The sequence below is a fragment of the Paludisphaera borealis genome (assembly GCF_001956985.1).
Lineage (GTDB): Bacteria > Planctomycetota > Planctomycetia > Isosphaerales > Isosphaeraceae > Paludisphaera > Paludisphaera borealis.
This window is the reverse complement of the sequence record NZ_CP019082.1, coordinates 5,100,664-5,118,714: the sequence shown is the minus strand read 5'-3', so window position 1 is coordinate 5,118,714 and position 18,051 is coordinate 5,100,664. Positions and strand designations below refer to the sequence as shown.

General features: G+C 63.7%; 17 protein-coding genes. 10 read left to right on the top strand and 7 right to left on the bottom strand.

Features of this window, described 5'->3' with window-relative positions; genetic code table 11:
- Window positions 1-6 precede the first annotated feature (6 nt).
- Window positions 7-831, bottom strand: a complete 825-nt coding sequence (locus BSF38_RS19705) for an FAD binding domain-containing protein (protein ID WP_076348493.1) — start codon at window positions 829-831, stop codon at window positions 7-9.
- Between the two features lie 370 nt (window positions 832-1,201).
- Window positions 1,202-2,161 (bottom strand): carbonic anhydrase, encoded by a 960-nt coding sequence (locus BSF38_RS19700; protein WP_083713101.1) that lies wholly within the window; start codon window positions 2,159-2,161, stop codon window positions 1,202-1,204.
- Window positions 2,162-2,527: 366 nt separating this feature from the next.
- Between BSF38_RS19700 and BSF38_RS19695 the strand changes: the two genes are divergently transcribed.
- The gene (locus tag BSF38_RS19695) at window positions 2,528-3,739 is read left to right on the top strand and encodes an FG-GAP repeat domain-containing protein (protein WP_083713100.1); all 1,212 of its coding nucleotides are present in this window, start codon (window positions 2,528-2,530) and stop codon (window positions 3,737-3,739) included.
- Between the two features lie 50 nt (window positions 3,740-3,789).
- Here the strand turns inward: BSF38_RS19695 and BSF38_RS19690 are convergent, their stop codons facing one another.
- The gene (locus BSF38_RS19690; protein WP_076348491.1) at window positions 3,790-4,539 is read right to left on the bottom strand and encodes a hypothetical protein; all 750 of its coding nucleotides are present in this window, start codon (window positions 4,537-4,539) and stop codon (window positions 3,790-3,792) included.
- 456 nt (window positions 4,540-4,995) lie between these two features.
- Between BSF38_RS19690 and BSF38_RS19685 the strand changes: the two genes are divergently transcribed.
- The 4 genes from BSF38_RS19685 (at window position 4,996) to BSF38_RS19670 (ending at window position 9,997) form a co-directional block, all read left to right on the top strand.
- On the top strand, window positions 4,996-5,766 hold the full coding sequence (locus tag BSF38_RS19685) for an ABC transporter ATP-binding protein (protein ID WP_076348489.1): 771 nt from the start codon (window positions 4,996-4,998) through the stop codon (window positions 5,764-5,766).
- Window positions 5,763-7,613 (top strand): gas vesicle protein GvpG, encoded by a 1,851-nt coding sequence (locus tag BSF38_RS19680; protein WP_076348487.1) that lies wholly within the window; start codon window positions 5,763-5,765, stop codon window positions 7,611-7,613. Before BSF38_RS19685 ends, BSF38_RS19680 begins: the two co-directional genes overlap by 4 nt.
- A gap of 362 nt (window positions 7,614-7,975) precedes the next feature.
- Window positions 7,976-8,956: an aldo/keto reductase gene (locus BSF38_RS19675; protein ID WP_076348485.1), complete on the top strand. Its 981-nt coding sequence runs from the start codon at window positions 7,976-7,978 to the stop codon at window positions 8,954-8,956.
- A gap of 102 nt (window positions 8,957-9,058) precedes the next feature.
- Window positions 9,059-9,997, top strand: a complete 939-nt coding sequence (locus BSF38_RS19670; protein ID WP_076348483.1) for an aldo/keto reductase — start codon at window positions 9,059-9,061, stop codon at window positions 9,995-9,997.
- 65 nt (window positions 9,998-10,062) lie between these two features.
- On the opposite strand, the gene BSF38_RS19665 is transcribed toward BSF38_RS19670, so the two are convergent.
- Window positions 10,063-11,790: a CRTAC1 family protein gene (locus BSF38_RS19665; RefSeq protein ID WP_076348481.1), complete on the bottom strand. Its 1,728-nt coding sequence runs from the start codon at window positions 11,788-11,790 to the stop codon at window positions 10,063-10,065.
- Between the two features lie 36 nt (window positions 11,791-11,826).
- On the bottom strand, window positions 11,827-12,363 hold the full coding sequence (locus BSF38_RS19660) for an LUC7 domain-containing protein (RefSeq protein WP_076348479.1): 537 nt from the start codon (window positions 12,361-12,363) through the stop codon (window positions 11,827-11,829).
- 323 nt (window positions 12,364-12,686) lie between these two features.
- Here BSF38_RS19660 and BSF38_RS19655 point away from each other — a divergent pair, with 323 nt between their 5' ends.
- The 5 genes from BSF38_RS19655 to BSF38_RS19635 all read left to right on the top strand — a co-directional run bounded on the left by BSF38_RS19655 (window position 12,687) and on the right by BSF38_RS19635 (window position 15,712).
- Window positions 12,687-13,124, top strand: a complete 438-nt coding sequence (locus BSF38_RS19655) for an SRPBCC family protein (RefSeq protein WP_076348477.1) — start codon at window positions 12,687-12,689, stop codon at window positions 13,122-13,124.
- Window positions 13,125-13,213: 89 nt separating this feature from the next.
- Complete coding sequence (locus BSF38_RS19650) at window positions 13,214-13,672, top strand: DUF1569 domain-containing protein (RefSeq protein WP_076348475.1); 459 nt, start codon at window positions 13,214-13,216, stop codon at window positions 13,670-13,672.
- Window positions 13,673-13,716: 44 nt separating this feature from the next.
- A complete protein-coding gene (locus tag BSF38_RS19645; RefSeq protein WP_076348473.1) occupies window positions 13,717-13,896 on the top strand; it encodes a hypothetical protein in 180 nt (59 codons plus the stop codon).
- A gap of 103 nt (window positions 13,897-13,999) precedes the next feature.
- Entirely contained in the window at window positions 14,000-14,530 is a 531-nt protein-coding gene (locus BSF38_RS19640) for an adenine phosphoribosyltransferase (RefSeq protein ID WP_076348471.1), read from the top strand.
- A 60-nt stretch (window positions 14,531-14,590) separates the two neighbouring features.
- Entirely contained in the window at window positions 14,591-15,712 is a 1,122-nt protein-coding gene (locus BSF38_RS19635) for a pyridoxal phosphate-dependent aminotransferase (protein ID WP_076348469.1), read from the top strand.
- 207 nt (window positions 15,713-15,919) lie between these two features.
- On the opposite strand, the gene BSF38_RS19630 is transcribed toward BSF38_RS19635, so the two are convergent.
- Entirely contained in the window at window positions 15,920-16,891 is a 972-nt protein-coding gene (locus BSF38_RS19630; protein WP_076348467.1) for a PIN domain-containing protein, read from the bottom strand.
- On the bottom strand, window positions 16,892-17,998 hold the full coding sequence (locus tag BSF38_RS19625; RefSeq protein WP_076348465.1) for a DUF4917 family protein: 1,107 nt from the start codon (window positions 17,996-17,998) through the stop codon (window positions 16,892-16,894).
- Between the last annotated feature and the right edge of the window lie 53 nt (window positions 17,999-18,051).

The following is an 18,051-nucleotide window of genomic DNA, read 5'->3' as shown; positions in this document are numbered from 1 at the left end:
ATGACTTTAGAGGGAGAGTTCCGCGCGGATCTGTTCCCCGAAGTAGTGCGTCAGGTGCTTGCGGTGAGCCGGTGATCCGTGCACGTCGTCGAGGTAGAGACGGAACGGCGCGGCGGCGTCGATCGCGCGTTTCAACTCCTCCGCGTCCGGCATGCCTTCAAAGCGGAGTTGAACCGGTCGGAGCGTGGCGGCGGTGATGGTGAGCAGGAATTCGCCGTGCGCGGGGCACCGCGTGCCGATGAGCAGCGCCTCGGATCGGCCGAGGTGCGTGAGCGCGAACCGTCGGAAGGCGAACTTTTTGCGGAGCGCGTGAGCGGGAAGGAAGATCGATCGCAATAATTCGCCGGGGGCGAGGATATTCTGGTGGTCGCCCGTCACGAAATCGACGACGGCCGCCCGACGCGGTTCGCCGCCGCGCGGCCAGAGCGTGCAAACGCCCTCGAGCGCGGCCGTGAGCGAAATCATCGGACCGGCCGGCAGCGACATGCAGATGTTTCCACCCACCGTCGCCTCGTTCCAGATCTTGAACGAGGAAAGAAAGGACCTGCAACACTGGCGGAACAGCGGGGCCGCCGTCCAGTCGGCCGGCGCTTCGGCGACGAACTGATCGAGTTCCACGACCCGGCACGTGGAGGCGATCTCCAAACCCTTCTCCGAAGATCGGAGCGAGGGCCAGTTCATCGACTCCAGATCGATCAGCGTGTGGACGTCGGGCTGTGGCTCCGAAAACAGCCAGGTCCCTCCGGCAAGCCATGCGAATCCGGCTTCCCAGGAGGCGATCTCCTCCGCGCGAGCGGGGCGGCGAACTTGTTCTACGGCGTGCAGGTCCATCAATGAAAGCCACTAAATAAGGGCCTAATACTCATGACTCCGACGCACCAAACCACTCGTTGGGCGTGCCTCAACGGGGACGGGCTGACGGCGAATGCTCCGATTGGAGTCGGCGAGCGCCGTGAACGAATTCCGCCTGTCAAGATATAGAACATGGTGGGCGAGACGTGAACTGGGCGGGCTCGGAATCAAGCGATCGCGTCGAGCGGATGTCCCTCGCCGACGTTCCACCATCGGATTGCTCGCGGGCCATAGCCCTACCAAAGGGAGGCCGAATACAAACCATCATGAGGCCCGGGGTCCCCACGGCGTCATGATGGTTTGTATTTCGTTCCCCGATCGTCCCGCAGGTTGTCCCACGACCTGTCGATCAGGACGTGGCGTCGTCCAACTCCGTGGCATGGAGCGCGTCTTCGGCTTGCCCGTCTGCAATCGAGTGCTTATGGCCGTGGCGAGGAACACTGCTCGGCCTGAGGATCTCCGCCATCTGGACGGCGAGGGCTTGAAATTCCTTGGGGTTGGAGGGCGCCAGGACGAGCTGGACGTTCTCGTCGGAGCGAGGCGCGGTCGGGTCCACCGGCATGCAGACCTGGTGGTTGCGGATGTTGTGGACCCCGTACAGCACCTCGACCTCCCACTGGCCGTTGCGCTCCACTTCCTGCCGGAGGCCGAACGCCGCCTGGGCGGCGTTGATGCAGACGGCCGACTCGATCAAGGCTTCCCGGTATCCGGGCACTTCGCGGGCCCCGGGCCCCCAGACCTCCTTCAACCCGTTCGCCGCCTCCCGGACCGCCACGAAGATGCGCTGGGTGAGCGAGCGGAGCATCGGGGAGAGGGACTTCGACCAGAACTTCAGCGGACGAAGATAGGCGTCGACCGCCCCCGTGACGGCTCCGCAGCCGCTGTGGCCGAGCACCACGACGACGCGCACGCTATGGCTCAGGTCGGTCAGCGCGAAGTCGACGCTCCCCTGGCAGACGTCGCCCATGACGTTGCCGGCCACACGGATCACGAAGAGGTCGTTGAACCCTTGCCCGAACAGCATCTCGGTCGGAACCCGCGCGTCGGAGCATCCGACCACCACCGCGAACGGCGACTGCGTGGGCATCTCGCCGTGGGTCCGAGGCATCCCCACCTCAAGGCCGTTGCAGGACACGATGTACCGCGGCTCGCCCTGAGAGGGGGTGCCGGTGCGGCAGCTCTCCATCCACTTCGAGAACATCCGGTTCCCGTCCTCCAGGACGCGCCGGGCCACTTCCGCGTCGTGGGGCAGAGGCTTGGCCGAGGGGTTCTTCGGGTCAAACCTGTAAATATAATCGATCGTATTCATCTATCATCCTCGACGAGACGAGATTTTTCGCAGGCGTCCCGCATGGCCGGCCGACACGCGGGAGGGGCCGGGGCCGGCCGCCGCCTCGACGACACGGCAAGCCCTTCTTAAATGATCCTACATGCCCCTCCCGACCGCAAGCCACGCCCCGTCTGCTGGCGGCGGCGGCACGGGCCGGGACGCTTCGTTTCACGGAACCGCCGCTCGCGTCCTCCCTCCGCCTCGCCCCCGTTTCTCCGCCCCGCGCATCTTGGGAAGCGCTCGCTGCCCACTGGCATCCCGCGCAACTCGGAGTATCTTCTTAGGAATTCACCTCCCAGCGAGGGAGGCCCGTTCACCTTCAGGACCCGCCGGGGATACATCACCATGAGCGTGCGAAACTGGGCTGCCATCCTCGGCGCATCGGCGATCCTCTTGACCTCGGCCCGCGCCTCGGAGCCGGGAGCGGGCGGGCGAATCTCCTGGAAGAAGACGACGATTGAGGGGAAGTTCCGATCCGAGGGCGTCGCGACGGCCGACGTGAACAAGGACGGCAAGCTCGACGTCCTCATCGGCGACTCGTGGTATGAAGCCCCGTCGTGGGTCAAGCACGACATCCGCAAGCCCGGCGATTACGGCGACGGCCTGCGGTCGTACAGCGAGTGCATGACCTGCTGGGCCGACGACGTCGACCGCGACGGCTGGCCCGACCAGATCGTCATCGGCTTTCCGGGCGGCGCCGCGGCCTGGTACGAAAACCCCAAGGGGAAGGACGGCCACTGGGCGCGTCACGAGATCGCGCCGAGCGCCTGCAACGAGACGCCGCTGTACACCGACCTCTTCGGCGACGGGCGTCGCGTGCTGGTCATGGGCTCGCAGCCGAAGGGCAAGCAGGACGAGGGGCGGATGGCCTGGTTCACCCCCGGCTCCGACCCCAAGCAACCCTGGGAGATGCACCCGATCAGCGAGGGCAAGGGAGGCCCCGGCACCCAGCAGTTCGCGCATGGGCTCGGCGTCGGCGACCTCAACGGCGACGGCCGCAAGGACGTGATCTGCACCGGCGGTTGGTGGGAACAGCCCGAGTCGAACAAGACCGGAACCTGGGCCTTCCACCCCGCCCAGCTCGGCGACGCGGTGGCCGACATGATCGCCTACGACGTGAACGGCGACGGCAAGGCGGACGTCATCGCCAGCTCGGCGCACCGGTTCGGCATCTGGTGGTTCGAGCAGGGAGCGACGAAGGACGGCTCGCCGACCTTCACCCGCCACGACCTGTTCCCCGACCTCGTCTCGGAGACGCACGCCCTGATCGCCGCCGACATCGACGGCGACGGCCTGAAGGATTTCGTCACGGGGAAGCGGTTCTGGTCCCACGGCCGGAGTGAGGCGGGCTCCGACAAGCCCGCCCGCCTCTACTGGTTCAAAGCCTCGAAGGGGACCGACGGCAAGACCAGCTTCCAGCCAGTCGAGATCGACGACCAGAGCGGCATCGGCACCCAGTTCGAGGTCCTCGACTTCAACGGCGACAAGCTGCTCGACGTCGTCACCTCGAACAAGAAGGGCGTGTTCCTCTTCGAACAGGTCCGCGCGAAGGAGTGACAAACTGAGGAGAACGAGCCAATCCGTCGACTCCTCTTCCTCCCCGAAGCTCAGATCCAGAGCCACGGGGCGACGTAAAGGGCGATCCGCCTCGCCATGAACTTCCACCGCCCCGACTCCTCCATGTAGTTCTTGTTGTCGAAGCCGCGGATGCCGTCGATGTAGGGGATCTGGCGGAACCGGGGGACGATCTTGTAGTGTCGCCCGGCCTCGTCGATCACGCGCCAGAATTCCTCCTCGGGCGAGCCGGCGCCGGCGTCCTGGCGGAGCCGAGGGGCCAGGCCCTTGAGAACGCCCTCGTATCCCACGCCGGTCCAGGCCAGGAGGTACATATCCGCCCAGCGGGATGGGTAGTTCCGCATGTTGCAGTAGAGGTCGAAGGTCTCCGGCCGCTTGGCGATGATCCGAGGGAGGTTCCTCACCAGATACCGCCCGGTCATCTTCCAGATGATCCGGTCGCCGCCGCGGAGGGTCTCTGAGCGCTCGGTGGCGTGATCGATGGTCCTGAACTCGCTGTAGGCGCGCCCGTATTCGGGCGGGAAGTCCTGGCCGAAGAAGGAGATCAATTCCACCCGATCCGCGGCCCCCGCTTCGCGCGCCAGGCGTTCGAGGTCGGTGAGGTCCGAGGCGGAATTCTCGACGAGGACGATCTTGTCCAGGGGCCGACCGAGCAGGCCGAGGTAGAAGCGGAAGGCCCTCGCATAATCCGCCCGGCGCTGGTCGGGATCGAGTCGCGAGAGGGCAGGAATCCCCTTCCGCGAGTTGATCGTAGCGGTCAACAGGAGAATATTCTGGCTCATGACGGGACGTCTCGCTCCGGGACCCGGTCGCCTCGCCGGTCGCTGTCCAGCGACGCCGCGTTGATCCGCGAACGCCCATCGGGAGATGGCGCATCATGTCCCCAGGCCGGGTATTGGGGAACGCGGTCGCTCGGCTCGAACTTCGGCACACACTATTTACATAGGCCACGACGGAAATCGGGGGCCGGACTTTGTTCCTGGTTCTTGTTGGCGCGGAAGGACGCGGTCGCTCCTCATTTTCGACGTGGTTTCATGACGAATCGTCCGCGCCGGCTCGTGGGAGCGCCGCGCCCCAATTGGGGGCTGGGCGTGCGTGCGGACGTCCCTTCCCGCCATGGGCTCCTCCGCTTCGCCAGGGACGCCCACTCACGCCGCCGCGATGTGATGGCATGGTCGGCTCGGGTCTGATATGGTCATGTCGCCCATGACCCCATCATCTTCCGGCGAGAGACGTCGATGACCCTGGCGATCGAGACGCACGAGCTGACGCGTTACTTCAACGACTTCCGCGCGGTGGACGGCATCGATCTGGCCGTCGAACGTGGGACCGTTTACGGGTTCCTGGGGCCCAACGGCGCGGGGAAGTCGACCACGATCAAGATGCTCACGGGGCTGCTCGCCCCTTCCGGCGGCCGGATGAGCGTGTTGGGCCGCGACATGCTCGACTCGCGCCAGGCGTTGGAGGCGAAGCGTCGCGTGGGGGTCATCCCGGAAGACCTGGCGTTGTTCGACAATCTGACCGCCCGGGAATACCTCACCTTCGTCGGACGCATCCACTTGATGCCGAAGGAGACCATCCGGAACCGCAGCGACGAACTCCTCTCCGTCCTGGACCTCCAAGGCGAGGAGAAGAAGCTCACGCTGGAGTACTCGCACGGCATGAAGAAGAAGCTGGCGATGGCCGCGGCGCTGCTGCCGAACCCCGACCTGCTGTTCCTCGACGAGCCGTTCGAGGGGGTCGACGCGGTGACCTCCAGCGTCATTCGCGACCTGCTCGCCGGGTTCGTGGCGCGAGGGTCGACGGTCTTCCTGACGTCGCACGTGCTGGAGATCGTCGAGCGGCTCTGCACCCACGTCGGCATCATCGTGAAGGGGCGGCTGGTCGAGCAATCGTCGCTGAACGACCTCCGTCAGGGGGCGACTCTGGAAGAGTGCTTCCTGAAGGCGGCGGGGGCGGACCAAGTCGCGACCCGCAAGCTCGACTGGCTTGAGGGGGTGTCGTCGTGAACTGGCGTCATTTCCAGGCCTTCGTCTGGCTGCGCTGGCGGCTGACCGCCAACCATTGGCGACGCGCGGGCAAGCTCAACGCAGTCCTGATGGCCGCCGTCGTCGTCCTGACCCTCGTCATGGCCGTCCCCCTGTTCATCGGCTCCTTCGCGCTCGGTTTGTATGCGATCCCGAAGGCCACGCCGGACCAGCTCATGTACGTTTGGGACGGGCTGATCGTCGGATTCCTGAGCTTCTGGGCGATCGGAGTGCTCGTCGAGTTGCAGCGGAACGAGGACCTGCCGCTCTCGAAATTCCTCCACCTGCCGGTCTCGGTCAACGCGGCGTTCTTGATCAACTACCTCAGCTCGCTGCTCCGCTTGACCATCGTCGTTTTCGTCCCCGCGATGGCCGGGTACGCGCTGGCCCTTGTTTACGTCAAGGGCGTGTCGCAATTGCCGGTCGTCCCGGCGCTGGCGGCCTTCCTGCTGATGGTCACGGCGCCGACGTATCTGTTCCAGGGATGGCTGGCATCGCTCGTGAGCAATCCCCGCCGCCGCCGGACCGTGGTGGTGGCGGCGACGATGGTCTTCGTGCTCATCTTCCAGTTGCCGAACCTGCTGAACCTCTACATCCCGCGTATGTCTCGCATGACTCTGCGGGAGTCCTCCCGGTCGATAGCGCAGATGCAGGCGGAGCAGGCCTCGCTGGGGAAGTCTCTCGAGGCGGGAGAGATCAGCATCGAGGAGTTCAAGCGGCGAAGCGAAGAGGCTCTCGACACCTTCAAGAACGAGACTCAGCGGCTGTCCGCCGAGGGACCGCAGCAAATCGCGAGGATCGTCGGCATCGCCAACACGGCGCTGCCCGTGGGATGGCTGGCGCTGGGCGTCAAATCCGCGGCGGAGGGCCGAATCGCGCCTTCCCTCCTCGGCCTGGCGGGCATGTCGCTGATCGGCGCGGGGAGCCTCTGGCGGGCGTATCGCTCGACGGTCCGCCAGTATCAGGGGCAGGCTTCGAGTCGCAAGAGCCGGGCGCCGGTGAAGCCGGCGTCGCCTGTCGGAAAGCCCGGAAACCGGTTGCTCGAACTGACTCTCCCCGGCCTCTCGGAGCCGGCTTCGGCCATCGCGCTGGGCGGGTTCCGGTCGTTGCTGCGGTCGCCCGAGGCGAAGATGTCGCTGCTCTCCCCGCTGATCATGGGCGGGGTGTTCGGCTCGATGCTGCTCAATGGACGCCAGGGCATGCCGGAGCTGTCCAGTCCGCTGCTCGGCGTCGCGGCGATCGCCTGCGTGCTCTTCGGAATGGCGCAGCTCATGGTCAATCAGTTCGGCATCGACCGGGACGGCTTCCGCGTTTTCGTGCTGTGCGCCGCGCCCCGGCGGGACATCCTCCTGGGCAAGAACCTGGCGATCGCCCCGGTGGCCGTCGTACTCACGGCGATCATGCTGACCGCCGTGCAGATCCTCCGCCCGATGCGGCTCGATCACGCCCTGTCGATGATCCCGCAGTTCATCTCGATGTATCTGATGTTCTGCTTCATGGCCAACCTGTTCTCGATCTACGTGCCGGTCTACCTCGCCCCGGGCACCTTGAAGCCCGCCAACCCGAAGGTGACCACCGTGCTGCTTCAGGTCGCGATGTTCCTCCTCGTCTTCCCCCTCTGCCAGTCGCTGACGCTGATCCCCCTGGCCGCCGAATCGGTGTTGAACGTGTTCGGTCTGGCCGGACGCGTGCCCGTATGTCTGCTCCTGTCTCTGGCCCAGTGCGCGGCGGCCCTCCTCCTCTACCGCAGCTCGCTGGACTGGCTGGGCGACCAGCTCCAGGAGCGTGAGCAGCGGATACTTGAGACCGTGACGAACCGAGCCCTCTGAGCTGATCCGAACAGGGACGGTCAGGGTTCACGAACCGTGATCGTTCGATCCGCTTCGACTTGAACGAGGGTCGTTTGCGGCCTCCAGGCCATCAGCTTCGAGCCGCGGGAGATCGACGATCAAAGCAGCGTCGACACCCAGTCCGAGGTCCTCTTCCTGAAGCAGGCGGCGCTTCGGCCATCCGGGGCGAAGCGGTCTTGCCGACCGCCCGACCGCCCCGGTCTCGCCGGTTTCTATTTGCACACGAGGCGGACGTTGATTAATGTTCGTTCAGAAAGACGGGGCGTGGCCCCGGACGACGAGGTCGACGCTCAGCCAGGAATTTCCGGCGAAAGAGGCCACTCGACACGAGGAGGAAGCACATGGAGTCGCGACGACTCGGCAAGCAGGGATTGATCGTCTCCGCGCTGGGACTCGGCTGCATGGGAATGAGCGACGCCTACGGGCCCGCCGACGAAGCCGAATCCATCGCGACCATCCACCGGGCCCTGGAACTGGGGATTAATCTCTTCGACACGTCGGACGCCTACGGTCCATACACAAACGAGGAGCTGGTCGGCAGGGCGATCCGCGACCGTCGCGACCAGGTGAGCGTGGCCACGAAGTTCGGCTTCGTGGGCGGCACGGATGGTAGGGGGGGAGGGAGCATCGACGGCCGGCCGGAGCACGTGCGCGAGGCCTGCGACGGCTCGCTCCAGCGCTTGGGGGTCGATCACATCGACCTCTACTACTTGCACCGCGTCGATCCAGCCGTCCCCATCGAGGAGACCGTCGGCGCGATGGCGGAGTTGGTGCGACAGGGGAAGGTGCGGTACATCGGCCTGTGCGAGGCCGCAGCCGCGACCATACGTCGCGCGCATGCCGTACACCCGATCTCCGCCCTGCAGACCGAGTATTCGCTGTGGAGCCGCGACCCCGAGGACGAGGTGCTTCCTACCGTCCGGGAATTGGGCATCGGCTTCGTCGCGTACAGCCCGCTCGGCCGCGGCTTCCTCACCGGCCAGTTGCGCCGCTTCGAGGACCTGCCGGAAAACGACTGGCGGCGCCACAGGCCGCGATTCCAGGGAGAAAACTTCCAGAAGAACCTGGAGCTCGTGGATCGGGTGAAGGAGATCGCCGCCACGAAGCAGGTGACGCCGGCCCAGTTGGCCCTCGCGTGGCTTTTGGCCCAGGAGGGCGTCGTTCCCATCCCGGGCACCAAGCGCCGCAAGAACCTGGAGGAGAACGTGGCCGCGCTCGGGATCGCCCTGACGCGCGAGGACCTGGAACGGATCGACGAGGCGGCGCCGAAAGGCGCGGCCAGCGGGGAACGGTACGAGGACATGAGCGTGGTGAATCGCTGAACCGATCGTCCCTGCCACTCTTTCCGTACTGAAGTCGGCGGCCTCACTCGACCCCAGTCACTGACGAGACGGCGGCGGAATGATATTCGGAGGGGTGAACCAATGGTAGAGAGCGACGACCTTCGCTTTACGAGGATGGCCCTCAACAATGGATCCGGCGCCATCCCCGCCCTCGGCTTCGGCACGCTGATTCCCGACCCCGTGGCAACCAAAACCGCGACCAAGGCGGCGCTGGAGGCGGGATTTCGCCAGCTCGACGCTTCGGAACGCTACCGGAATGAAAAGGAGGTCGGCGAAGCGATCCAGGAGGTGTTCAAGGCGGGGAAGATCAAGCGGGAGGAAGTGTTCATCGCCACGAAGCTATGGAACAACAATCACCGCCCTGAACGCGTCAAACCCGCCTTCGAGGCCAGTCTGAGAAGACTCCAACTCGACTATGTCGATCTCTATCTCATCCACACGCCCTTTGCTTTCCAACCCGGAGACGAGCAGGACCCGAGGGACGCGAACGGCGATGTGATTTATGACAAAGGCGTGACATTGCTAGACACATGGAGGGCGTTGGAGGGGCTGGTGGACGAGGGCAGATGCAAGGCCATCGGATTGTCCGACGTCAGCCTGGCCCAGACGAAAGAGATCTTTGAAGCGGGGAGGATCAAGCCTGCAGTCGTTCACGTCGAATCCCATCCATATCTCCCGCAATGGGACCTCTTGGACTATTGCAGGCAGAACGGCGTCGTGTTGCAAGCGTTCGCGGCGCTGGGGCATAGCAGCAAGCCCAATTTGCTGGAAGATCCGGTCATCACCGCTATCGCCAAGCGAGTCGACAAGACCCCGGCGCAGGTGCTGCTCGCCTGGGCCATCCAGCGCGGGACGGCCCTGCTGACCACCTCGAAGACCCCCAGTCGGATCAAGGAGAACTTTGAAGTCTCCACCCTTCCTGAAGAAGCCGTGCAGGAGATCAGCGAAGGAATCAAGTCGCGGGTCAGGTTTAATTCCGTAGTGGAGACCGGCGTTCCCGGATTCATCCCCAGAGGATAGGGAGCGTGTAAACCACGCCGTCCTGGCGGATGGCTGCGGCTATGAATTGATCCCAGCAGCGATGATCAAGGCTCACGAACCGTGACCGTTCGGTCCGCTTCGACGTGATCGAGGACCGTCTTGCGGCCGCCGGGCCAGACGATTTCGACGTGGTCGACGGTCGCGGAAGGGCCGAGGCCGCAGTGGAGTTCCAGGGCGTTCTGCGATTGGTGGGATGAGCCGCTGCGGATTTCCCGATGCTGGGCCTTGCCGCCGGCCGTGAATATCGCTCGGGTTCCGATGGCGGGGCTGCCGTGGCGGTTGAGCAGGCGCAGCTTCAGCCAGTGTCCCGATCGGGGGGTGTCGTTGCGGAGGAGGAGCGGCGGCGCGTCCATCGCGGTGACGAGGAGGTCGAGATCGCCGTCGTCGTCGTAATCGCCGACTGCGAGCCCGCGGCCGGAGACCGCGATCTGCATCCCGGGGCCGGCGTCGCGCGAGACGTCGGTGAGTCGGCCCTTGTCGTTGCGGAGCAGGAAGGGGAGCTGGCGATACGACTCGTTCAACTCCGGGGCCTGGTCGACCTGGGGGTAGATGTGGCCGTTGGCGATGACGACGTCGACGTCGGCGTCGTGGTCGGCGTCGAAGAAGGCGCATCCCCATTTCAGGGCCTGGTAGGTGATTGCCTTGAGGCCGATGGAGGCCGAAACGTCGCGGAAGGCGAGGTCGCCGTCGTTGTGGTAGATCGAGGCCGAATCCTGGGCGAACGTGGTAACGAGGACGTCGGGGCGGCCGTCGCCGTCGAAATCGGCCGCGTCGACGCCCATGCCGGCCTGCGCCACGCCGTTGCCGTTGACGCCGGCGCCGCTCCACGCGCCGATCTCGGTGAACGTGCCGTCGCCGTTGTTGCGATAGAGGAAATTGGGGTTCGAATCGTTGGCGACGAAGACGTCGACGTCGCCGTCGAAATCGAGGTCGGAGGCGAGCACGCCGAGGCCGTACGATTCGGCCGTGTCGGTCATCCCGGCCTCATCGGTCGCGTCGCGGAACGTGCCGTCGCCGTTGTTGCGGTAGAAGCGGTCGCGGCCGCCTCGCATGCCGAACGGGCCGGAAAGCACCTTCACCTTCTCGCGCCAGACGGTGGTGCGGCGGGCCGAGAGGACGTCGTCCATGGTCGCGTCGATGTAGTTGGCGACGTACAGATCGAGGTCGCCGTCGCCGTCGGAATCGAAGAAGGCCGACCCCGCGCCCCAGCCCGGATCGGCGACGCCGGCCTTCTCCGCGACCTGCTCGAACGTGCCGTCGCCGCGATTGCGGTACAGGCGGTTGGGGCCGAAGTTGGTCACGTAAAGGTCGACCCGGCCGTCGCCGTCGTAATCGGCCGCCGAGACGCCGCAGCCCCAGCTCTCGTCGCAAACCCCGGCCTTGTCGGTCACGTCCTCGAACGTGCCGTCGCCCTTATTGCGATAAAGGGCGTTGCGCCCCTTGAGCCGAACCCGCGACGGCTGCTCGTCGAGGGCCCAGGCGTTGACGAGGTAGACGTCCAGCCGGCCGTCACCGTCGTAGTCGATGAACGCGCCCCCCGTACCGACCGACTCAAGAATGTGGTCCTTGTCGGGGCCGCCGCAATAAAGAACTCTCTTGAGCCCGGCGCTCTCGGCGACGTCGACGAACTGAGGAATGACCGGTCCCGGCGGGGCGGGCGGCGGCGCATCCAGAACCGATCGCGGGACCGGTTCGATCGGGGCGTTGGGCTTGGTGCATGAGAGAAGCGCGGACGATAAGGCCGCCGCCAGGATCAATCGCAAACGGAGCATGAGCGGTTCCTCATCCCGGCGGCGGGGCCGGTCGGCTTACTCGGGGGCGATCGCGGCTTCGAAGCGGCGGGCGAGTTCGGCGCCTAGCTCGTCCAGCTCGCCGACCGTCGCGTTCGCGCCCGCGCGGCCGATCTTGGACGCCAGGTCGAGAAGCCCCTTCTTCTCCTTATTGGTGACGAACAGGTAGTCCGACTTGGTCTCGACGTCGGTGTTGTGCGTGTGGCCGGCCTTGGCCAGGCGCTGGCGGACCGCCTGAATTCGCTTGTCGCCTTCGTTGCCGATGTTCGTGACCTCGGCGGCCGACGCCTCCAGGTGCCCGACGCGCCCCTGGGCGTCGCGGGCGGCGGCTTTCAGGTGTCCCTGGGCCGCGCTGTGGTAGCCGATCAAGACGCTCTTGACCAGCTCGTCCTCCGTCGCCTCGATCGCGATGATCGCCGTGGCGAGGTGCTCATAGGTCGAGGCGGCGACCTGGGCCGCGGTGTCGGCCTTCGGGGCGGTGGCCTGCTGCGACCGCGCGGCCTGGTAGCCGAGCATGCACACGCAGAGCACCGCGGTCGGAATGAACGTTCGCATGGGCCGGATCCTTGTCGAGAGAAGGGAGGATGAAATCGTTCCGAGCGGTCGTCGCGGCGGCCAGGTCCTCCCTGGCGACATTGGAAAACGCGTCGACACGGCTCGGCATGTCCGCGAGCCTCCGGCGTCGTTTTTGAATTCAGTGGATTCCCCGCCTCGCGATCCTTCAGAACAGGTTAGTCCCGTTGCCAGAGGGGCACAAGGCGCTCGCCGAGTCGGCGCGAGGCGTGGGATGAAGCGCCGAGCGACCGGATGCGTCGGCGACGCCTTTGGTGGTATAATCGCGCGTTGCTCGTCCAAAAGCAGCCTTCAAGGAGCCCTGGATGACGACTTTCTCGACGAAGCGAGCGATCCCTGCCAGCCCGTCCTCCGTCTTCGCCGCTTTTCAGAATCCCGATCGCCTCGCAAGATGGTGGGGCCCCCATGGTTTCACCAACACATTCGAGACCTTTGAGTTCCAACCGGGCGGCAAGTGGGTCTTTTCCATGCACGGCCCCGATGGAAAGACTTATCCCAACGAATCCATGTTCGTCTCAATCGTCCCGAACAGCGAAATCGTCATTCGGCACGTCTGCCAGCCGCATTTTCAACTCACGATCACCTTGCAAGAACATCCTGCCGGCACGCTCTTGGCATGGGAACAGGCGTTTGACGACGATTCCGTCGCCAATGCGATTCGCCACATCGTCGAAACCGCGAACGAGCAAAACCTCGACCGCCTGTGCGCCGAAGTCCAATCCGACGCTCTGTCCGCTTCCTGACGGATGCCGGCCGCCGTGCAACCGGCCCGACAAAGTCGCGCCAGTCCCTACACCCCGTTGAACGGCTGCCCGCCTGAGAGGACCTCTCCATGACCCCGGGACGAAGAACCATCCGTTACGGAAGCCTTGACGAAGTCATGCCCGACGTCGAGCGGCTGCTGGAAGGCCACACGACGGTCGGCGCCTGGTCGCTGGCCCAGATTTGCCGCCACCTGGCCACCGTCGCCCGCCGCGTGGTCGACATGCCCGCCTCAACCCCCAGCGATCCGTCGCAATGGGTCGGCGAGGATAAGAAACGGCAGGTGCTTGAATCGGGTGCCATCCCCGAAGGCTTGCCCGGGCCGCCGGAAATCATGCCCTTGGAAACGCTCGACGCACGCGAGGAGGCCGAGGGGCTCCGGCAGGCCATCGCCCATTACCGGGCCTCGGCGGGCCCGGTGATCCCCCACCGCCTGTTCGGCCCGCTGACCAAGGCGGAATGGGACAGGTTGCAGCTCATCCACCTGGCCCATCACCTGAGCTTCGCCGTGCCGACCTCCCCGAAGTGAGGTGCCGACGCGCAAGATCGACCATCGAAACAACGGCGACGCACATGCTGGACGACGACCGCCGCCGGGAGTTCGCGAGGGTCGTCGGCCGGCGCGAGGACGAAATCAACGCCTGGCTCGACAGCTTGGGGAACAGCCGCGACTGGCCGGAGGCGGGCGACCAGTTCATGTATCTGGTCAAGGCGTCGACCGAAGCGGCGTGCGAGTTCCACGAGGAGGAGTAACGCCGACCGTTCATCGACTGGACACGCGGCGTATCATGATTCATAGTGGACGCTCCGAGCCCGTCGGGGTGGTTCGCCGCTCGTTCCCTGGAGTTCCTTGCTCATGTCAGCGTCCGCGTCTATCGACGTCCGCGACTGGATCCGCGACATCCCCGATTTCCCCAAGCCGGGCGTCCTGTTCAAGGACATCACGCCGCTTTTGAGCAATCCGGACGCCTTCCGGACCTCGATCGACCAGCTTGAAGAGCAGTTCCGCGACCGGGGGGTCGACGTCATCGCCGCGGCCGAGGCGCGCGGGTTCATCTTCGGCGCGCCGCTGGCCGTCCGGATGAACGCCGGCTTCGTGCCGATCCGCAAACCGGGCAAGCTCCCCTACGCCACGATCGCCCAGGAATACGCGCTCGAATACGGCAACGATCGGCTCGAAATCCACTCCGACGCCCTCGCGCCCGGCCGCCGCGTCCTCCTGATCGACGACGTGCTGGCCACCGGCGGCACCATGCGCGCCTGCTGCGATCTGGTGAACTCGACCGGCGCCGAGCTGATCGCCTGCGCCTTCATCATCGAGCTGTCGTTCCTGGGCGGACGCGCCAAGCTCGAACCCTCCGAAGTCTTCAGCCTCATCACGTACTGATACTGATACTCATACGAATCATACCGGCCGACCAGGCCGACGACGCAAAGGAATCGGATCGTGGACGACCGCTGGATCGCCGAACGGATGTCGCGGATCGACGCTTCGGGCATCCGCAAGGCCTTCGAGATGGCCAAGGCGATGAAGAACCCGATCAACTTCTCGATCGGGCTGCCCGACTTCGACGTCGCCGACCCCGTCAAGGAAGCCGCCTACGAGGCCATCCGCGCGGGCCGCAACCAGTACTCGGTCACCCAGGGGGTCCCCGAGCTGCGGTCGAAGATCCAGGAGGCCGTCGACGCCACGTTCCACCACGCCGACCGCCAGGTGATGGTGACCTCGGGGACCGCCGGCGGCCTGCTGCTGGCCGTCAGCGCCGTGGTCGACCCCGGCGACGAGGTGATCGTCTTCGATCCGTACTTCGTTATGTACAACCACCAGGTGACGCTGGTCGGCGGCAAGACGGTGTTGATCGACACCTACCCCGACTTCCGCATCCGGGCCGAGGACGTCGCCCAGGCGATCACGCCGAAGACCAAGGCGGTGATCGTCAACAGCCCGGTGAACCCGACGGGCGTCGTCGCCACGGCCGAGGAAATGCAAAAGCTCGCCCTGCTCTGCAAGGAGAAGAACGTCCTGCTGATCAGCGACGAGGTGTACCGGGCCTTCTGCTTCGACCGGCCGTTCTCGACGCCGGCCGAGTGGAACGAGGACGTGCTGGTCGTCGACGCCTTCAGCAAGTCGTACGGCATGACCGGCTGGCGGTTGGGCTTCGCCCACGGCCCGACCCGGCTGATCCAGGAGATGGCCAAGCTCCAGCAGTTCAGCTTCGTCTGCGCCCCCACGCCGTTCCAGCACGCCGGCGTCAAGGCGCTCGATCAGGATTTAACCCCGCACGTCGAAGCCTACCGCCGCAAGCGCGACCTCGTCGTCGCCGCCCTGTCCGAAGGTTACGACCTCCCCTACCCCGAAGGCGCCTTCTACGCCTTCCCCCGCGCCCCCTGGGGAACCGCGTCCGAATTCGTCGCCGAAGCCATCCGCCGCGAACTCCTCATCATCCCCGGCAACGTCTTCTCCCGCCGCGACACCCACTTCCGCATCTCCTACGCGGTTGGTGACGACACCCTGAAGCGCGGGCTGGAAGTGCTTCGCGATTTGGCCAGGCACTGCGAGCGCAGTTGACCACGGGTGAGGGTATGCCCTCAGATGAGAACCCCGTGACGATTTACCGCAAACCGGGGTACAAGCACATGGAATACTCAATCGCCACACGCATTTAGGAATAGTCCTAATACCAGGCTAACCAAATCAATGGGGTCGGAGGATATTACAACGGTGACTCAACATGATCTTCGTCTCCATCCCTCGCGCTCTCGGCTTGGTTACAGTTCAGCCCGCCTTTAAAGATGTGCTGAAGTATTCGTCGTACTTTCCCTTAGTCTCCGCATCCAAGCAATCCAGCGCCCCTCCGATCAATTTGCCCATCAGAAGCTTAATGTCCGCATCCTTGCCAATCCAATAGACCTGCTCGTTCCTGGTCGCGACTTCAGCGATTTCATTGATCTGAGAACTCGTGAAGTCACTGTATTTGGATAGGCTGTTGAGAACTCTGCGCGTCGTCTTGAACGTTCCACTCTTGCTCAATTCATCGATAAGCAGTTCCTTCTCCAACTCGGTTGCCAGCTGGATGTGCGGATACCTCTCTTTGAAGAAAGTCGAGAGCCTGCGGTAGTATCGGACCTCGCTTTCCTTTGCGTGCTTCCATTCATATGCGAGGAATGGCGAGAAGGCAGTGTCACTACCTTTCTCGCGAAAATCCTTGTCTTCGGCGATCATATAGAGATCCTCCTTCGATGGGACGACTTCCAATAAGCATTCCCAATTAATCGCATCGCCATGCGAGTTGTCTTTGCCGGGCGGGTTGCCCCGTATAACACGCATGCGGGCAGCTGCTAGGGCCACCTCACTGACGGCTACATTCTCGGCCTTCGCAAACAAATCGCTGATAATGCCGTCGGCCTTCAGCTTCCACCGTCGATAATCTCTCTCCAATTTCTGAAGGATGCGTCCCTTCGCCTGCTCATAAGCGTCGATTGCATCTCGCAGGACCCTGTAATCCTCCTCATAGGCATGGAAGATTTGAGGAAACCCCTTGTCCAAACCCTCTTTCTTGAACTTACTGATCGCGTCGGCGAACTTCACCTCTCGATTGCGGCGGAACTCGAACCGTACCTGATCGGGCACATGAAGCGTCACTTGCTTCCGTTCAATCAGAACACCCAGCTTCCGCAGTTCCTCGAGTTCATCGCTCGAATAGTGATAAAAGGAGAGCCAGATGTTCGAGTCGAGAAAGAGATGCAATCAGCACACTCCTGTCTGAATCTTTTCGGCGACACGTAGGCTGTCGGCTCCCAACGGATGGGTCGTCGAGTCGAAGAAATAGAGCTCATAGTGATCCGCCAACTCCCGGCGGAGCCTCACCTTCTGGGCAATGATCTGAGTCTCGTCTTCCCAGGGAACCATGGAAAATGCAATAACTCGTCGAATCGTGTTGCCGCGATGACGTTTCTGGTCGTATCGCCTCCATTTCTTCATCGCTTCGACCAAGTGTTGGTCGTACTGCTCGCTGAGCGCATGGCCGAAGACTACCAGTGAGCCTCTATGCTTTGAGAATTTCTCATACGCGAACGATAAATACTCGTTCCTGACGATCGCTGAGTGCTTGTCTTTGTGAGTCCCTTCACTTATAAACAATGGAATCGCCTCACCCTGCACGTCGAATTGGTTGAGCAAATTCCCCGCCTCGCCACCGATGATCTTGAATGTTCCTCGCGGCTCCTTGCGAAGATGAAGCCCGCCGTGCAGGTAGAACACCTTGGTTGTCTTGTCGTCCCACTCGTCAGTGTCGCCGAGGTCGAACCAGTTGCGTTCGTCCTTATCGTCACTCACCCAGAAGAAATCTTTGAAGGCGCGAGGATTGTCCATCATAGCCCAGTAGAGCATTAGGTCGTAATTTGTCGAATACACGTAACCGAATTCCTTTAAGGCCTCGGACACTGTTTTTTTTCGTTCGTCATCGAATTGGTCGTAGGGAGCGTGAACAGACTTTACAGCGGAGATGAGGCAGTGCTTAATTCTTGAGTAACTCTTCCGTAGATCCCCGATGTCCTCCTGCGGTTTGTTGAAGACTTTCCAAACCTTACCAGCCATGACAATCGCGGATAGCACAGCTTCGAAGTTGACAGTACCGAGCTGATCGAACACCCGCTGGTCATACCCCTCAAGGTGAGACTCCCTAGATGGATCACACGCGATCGAGAAGAGCGTCGAATAGCGGAATTTGTGCCAGATGGCCGTGCTAGCCCCGTTGCCTATTAGGATGCCACGCCTGTTGTAATCAACGTGGGGAGGAAGCAGTTTTTCGATTTCCGACCAGGTTCTAAGACTGCTATTTTCGTGAAGCGGCATGATTCCTCCAATAACTAAGAGGCTATCCCGTAATTCTAGAAGATCGTAAACTC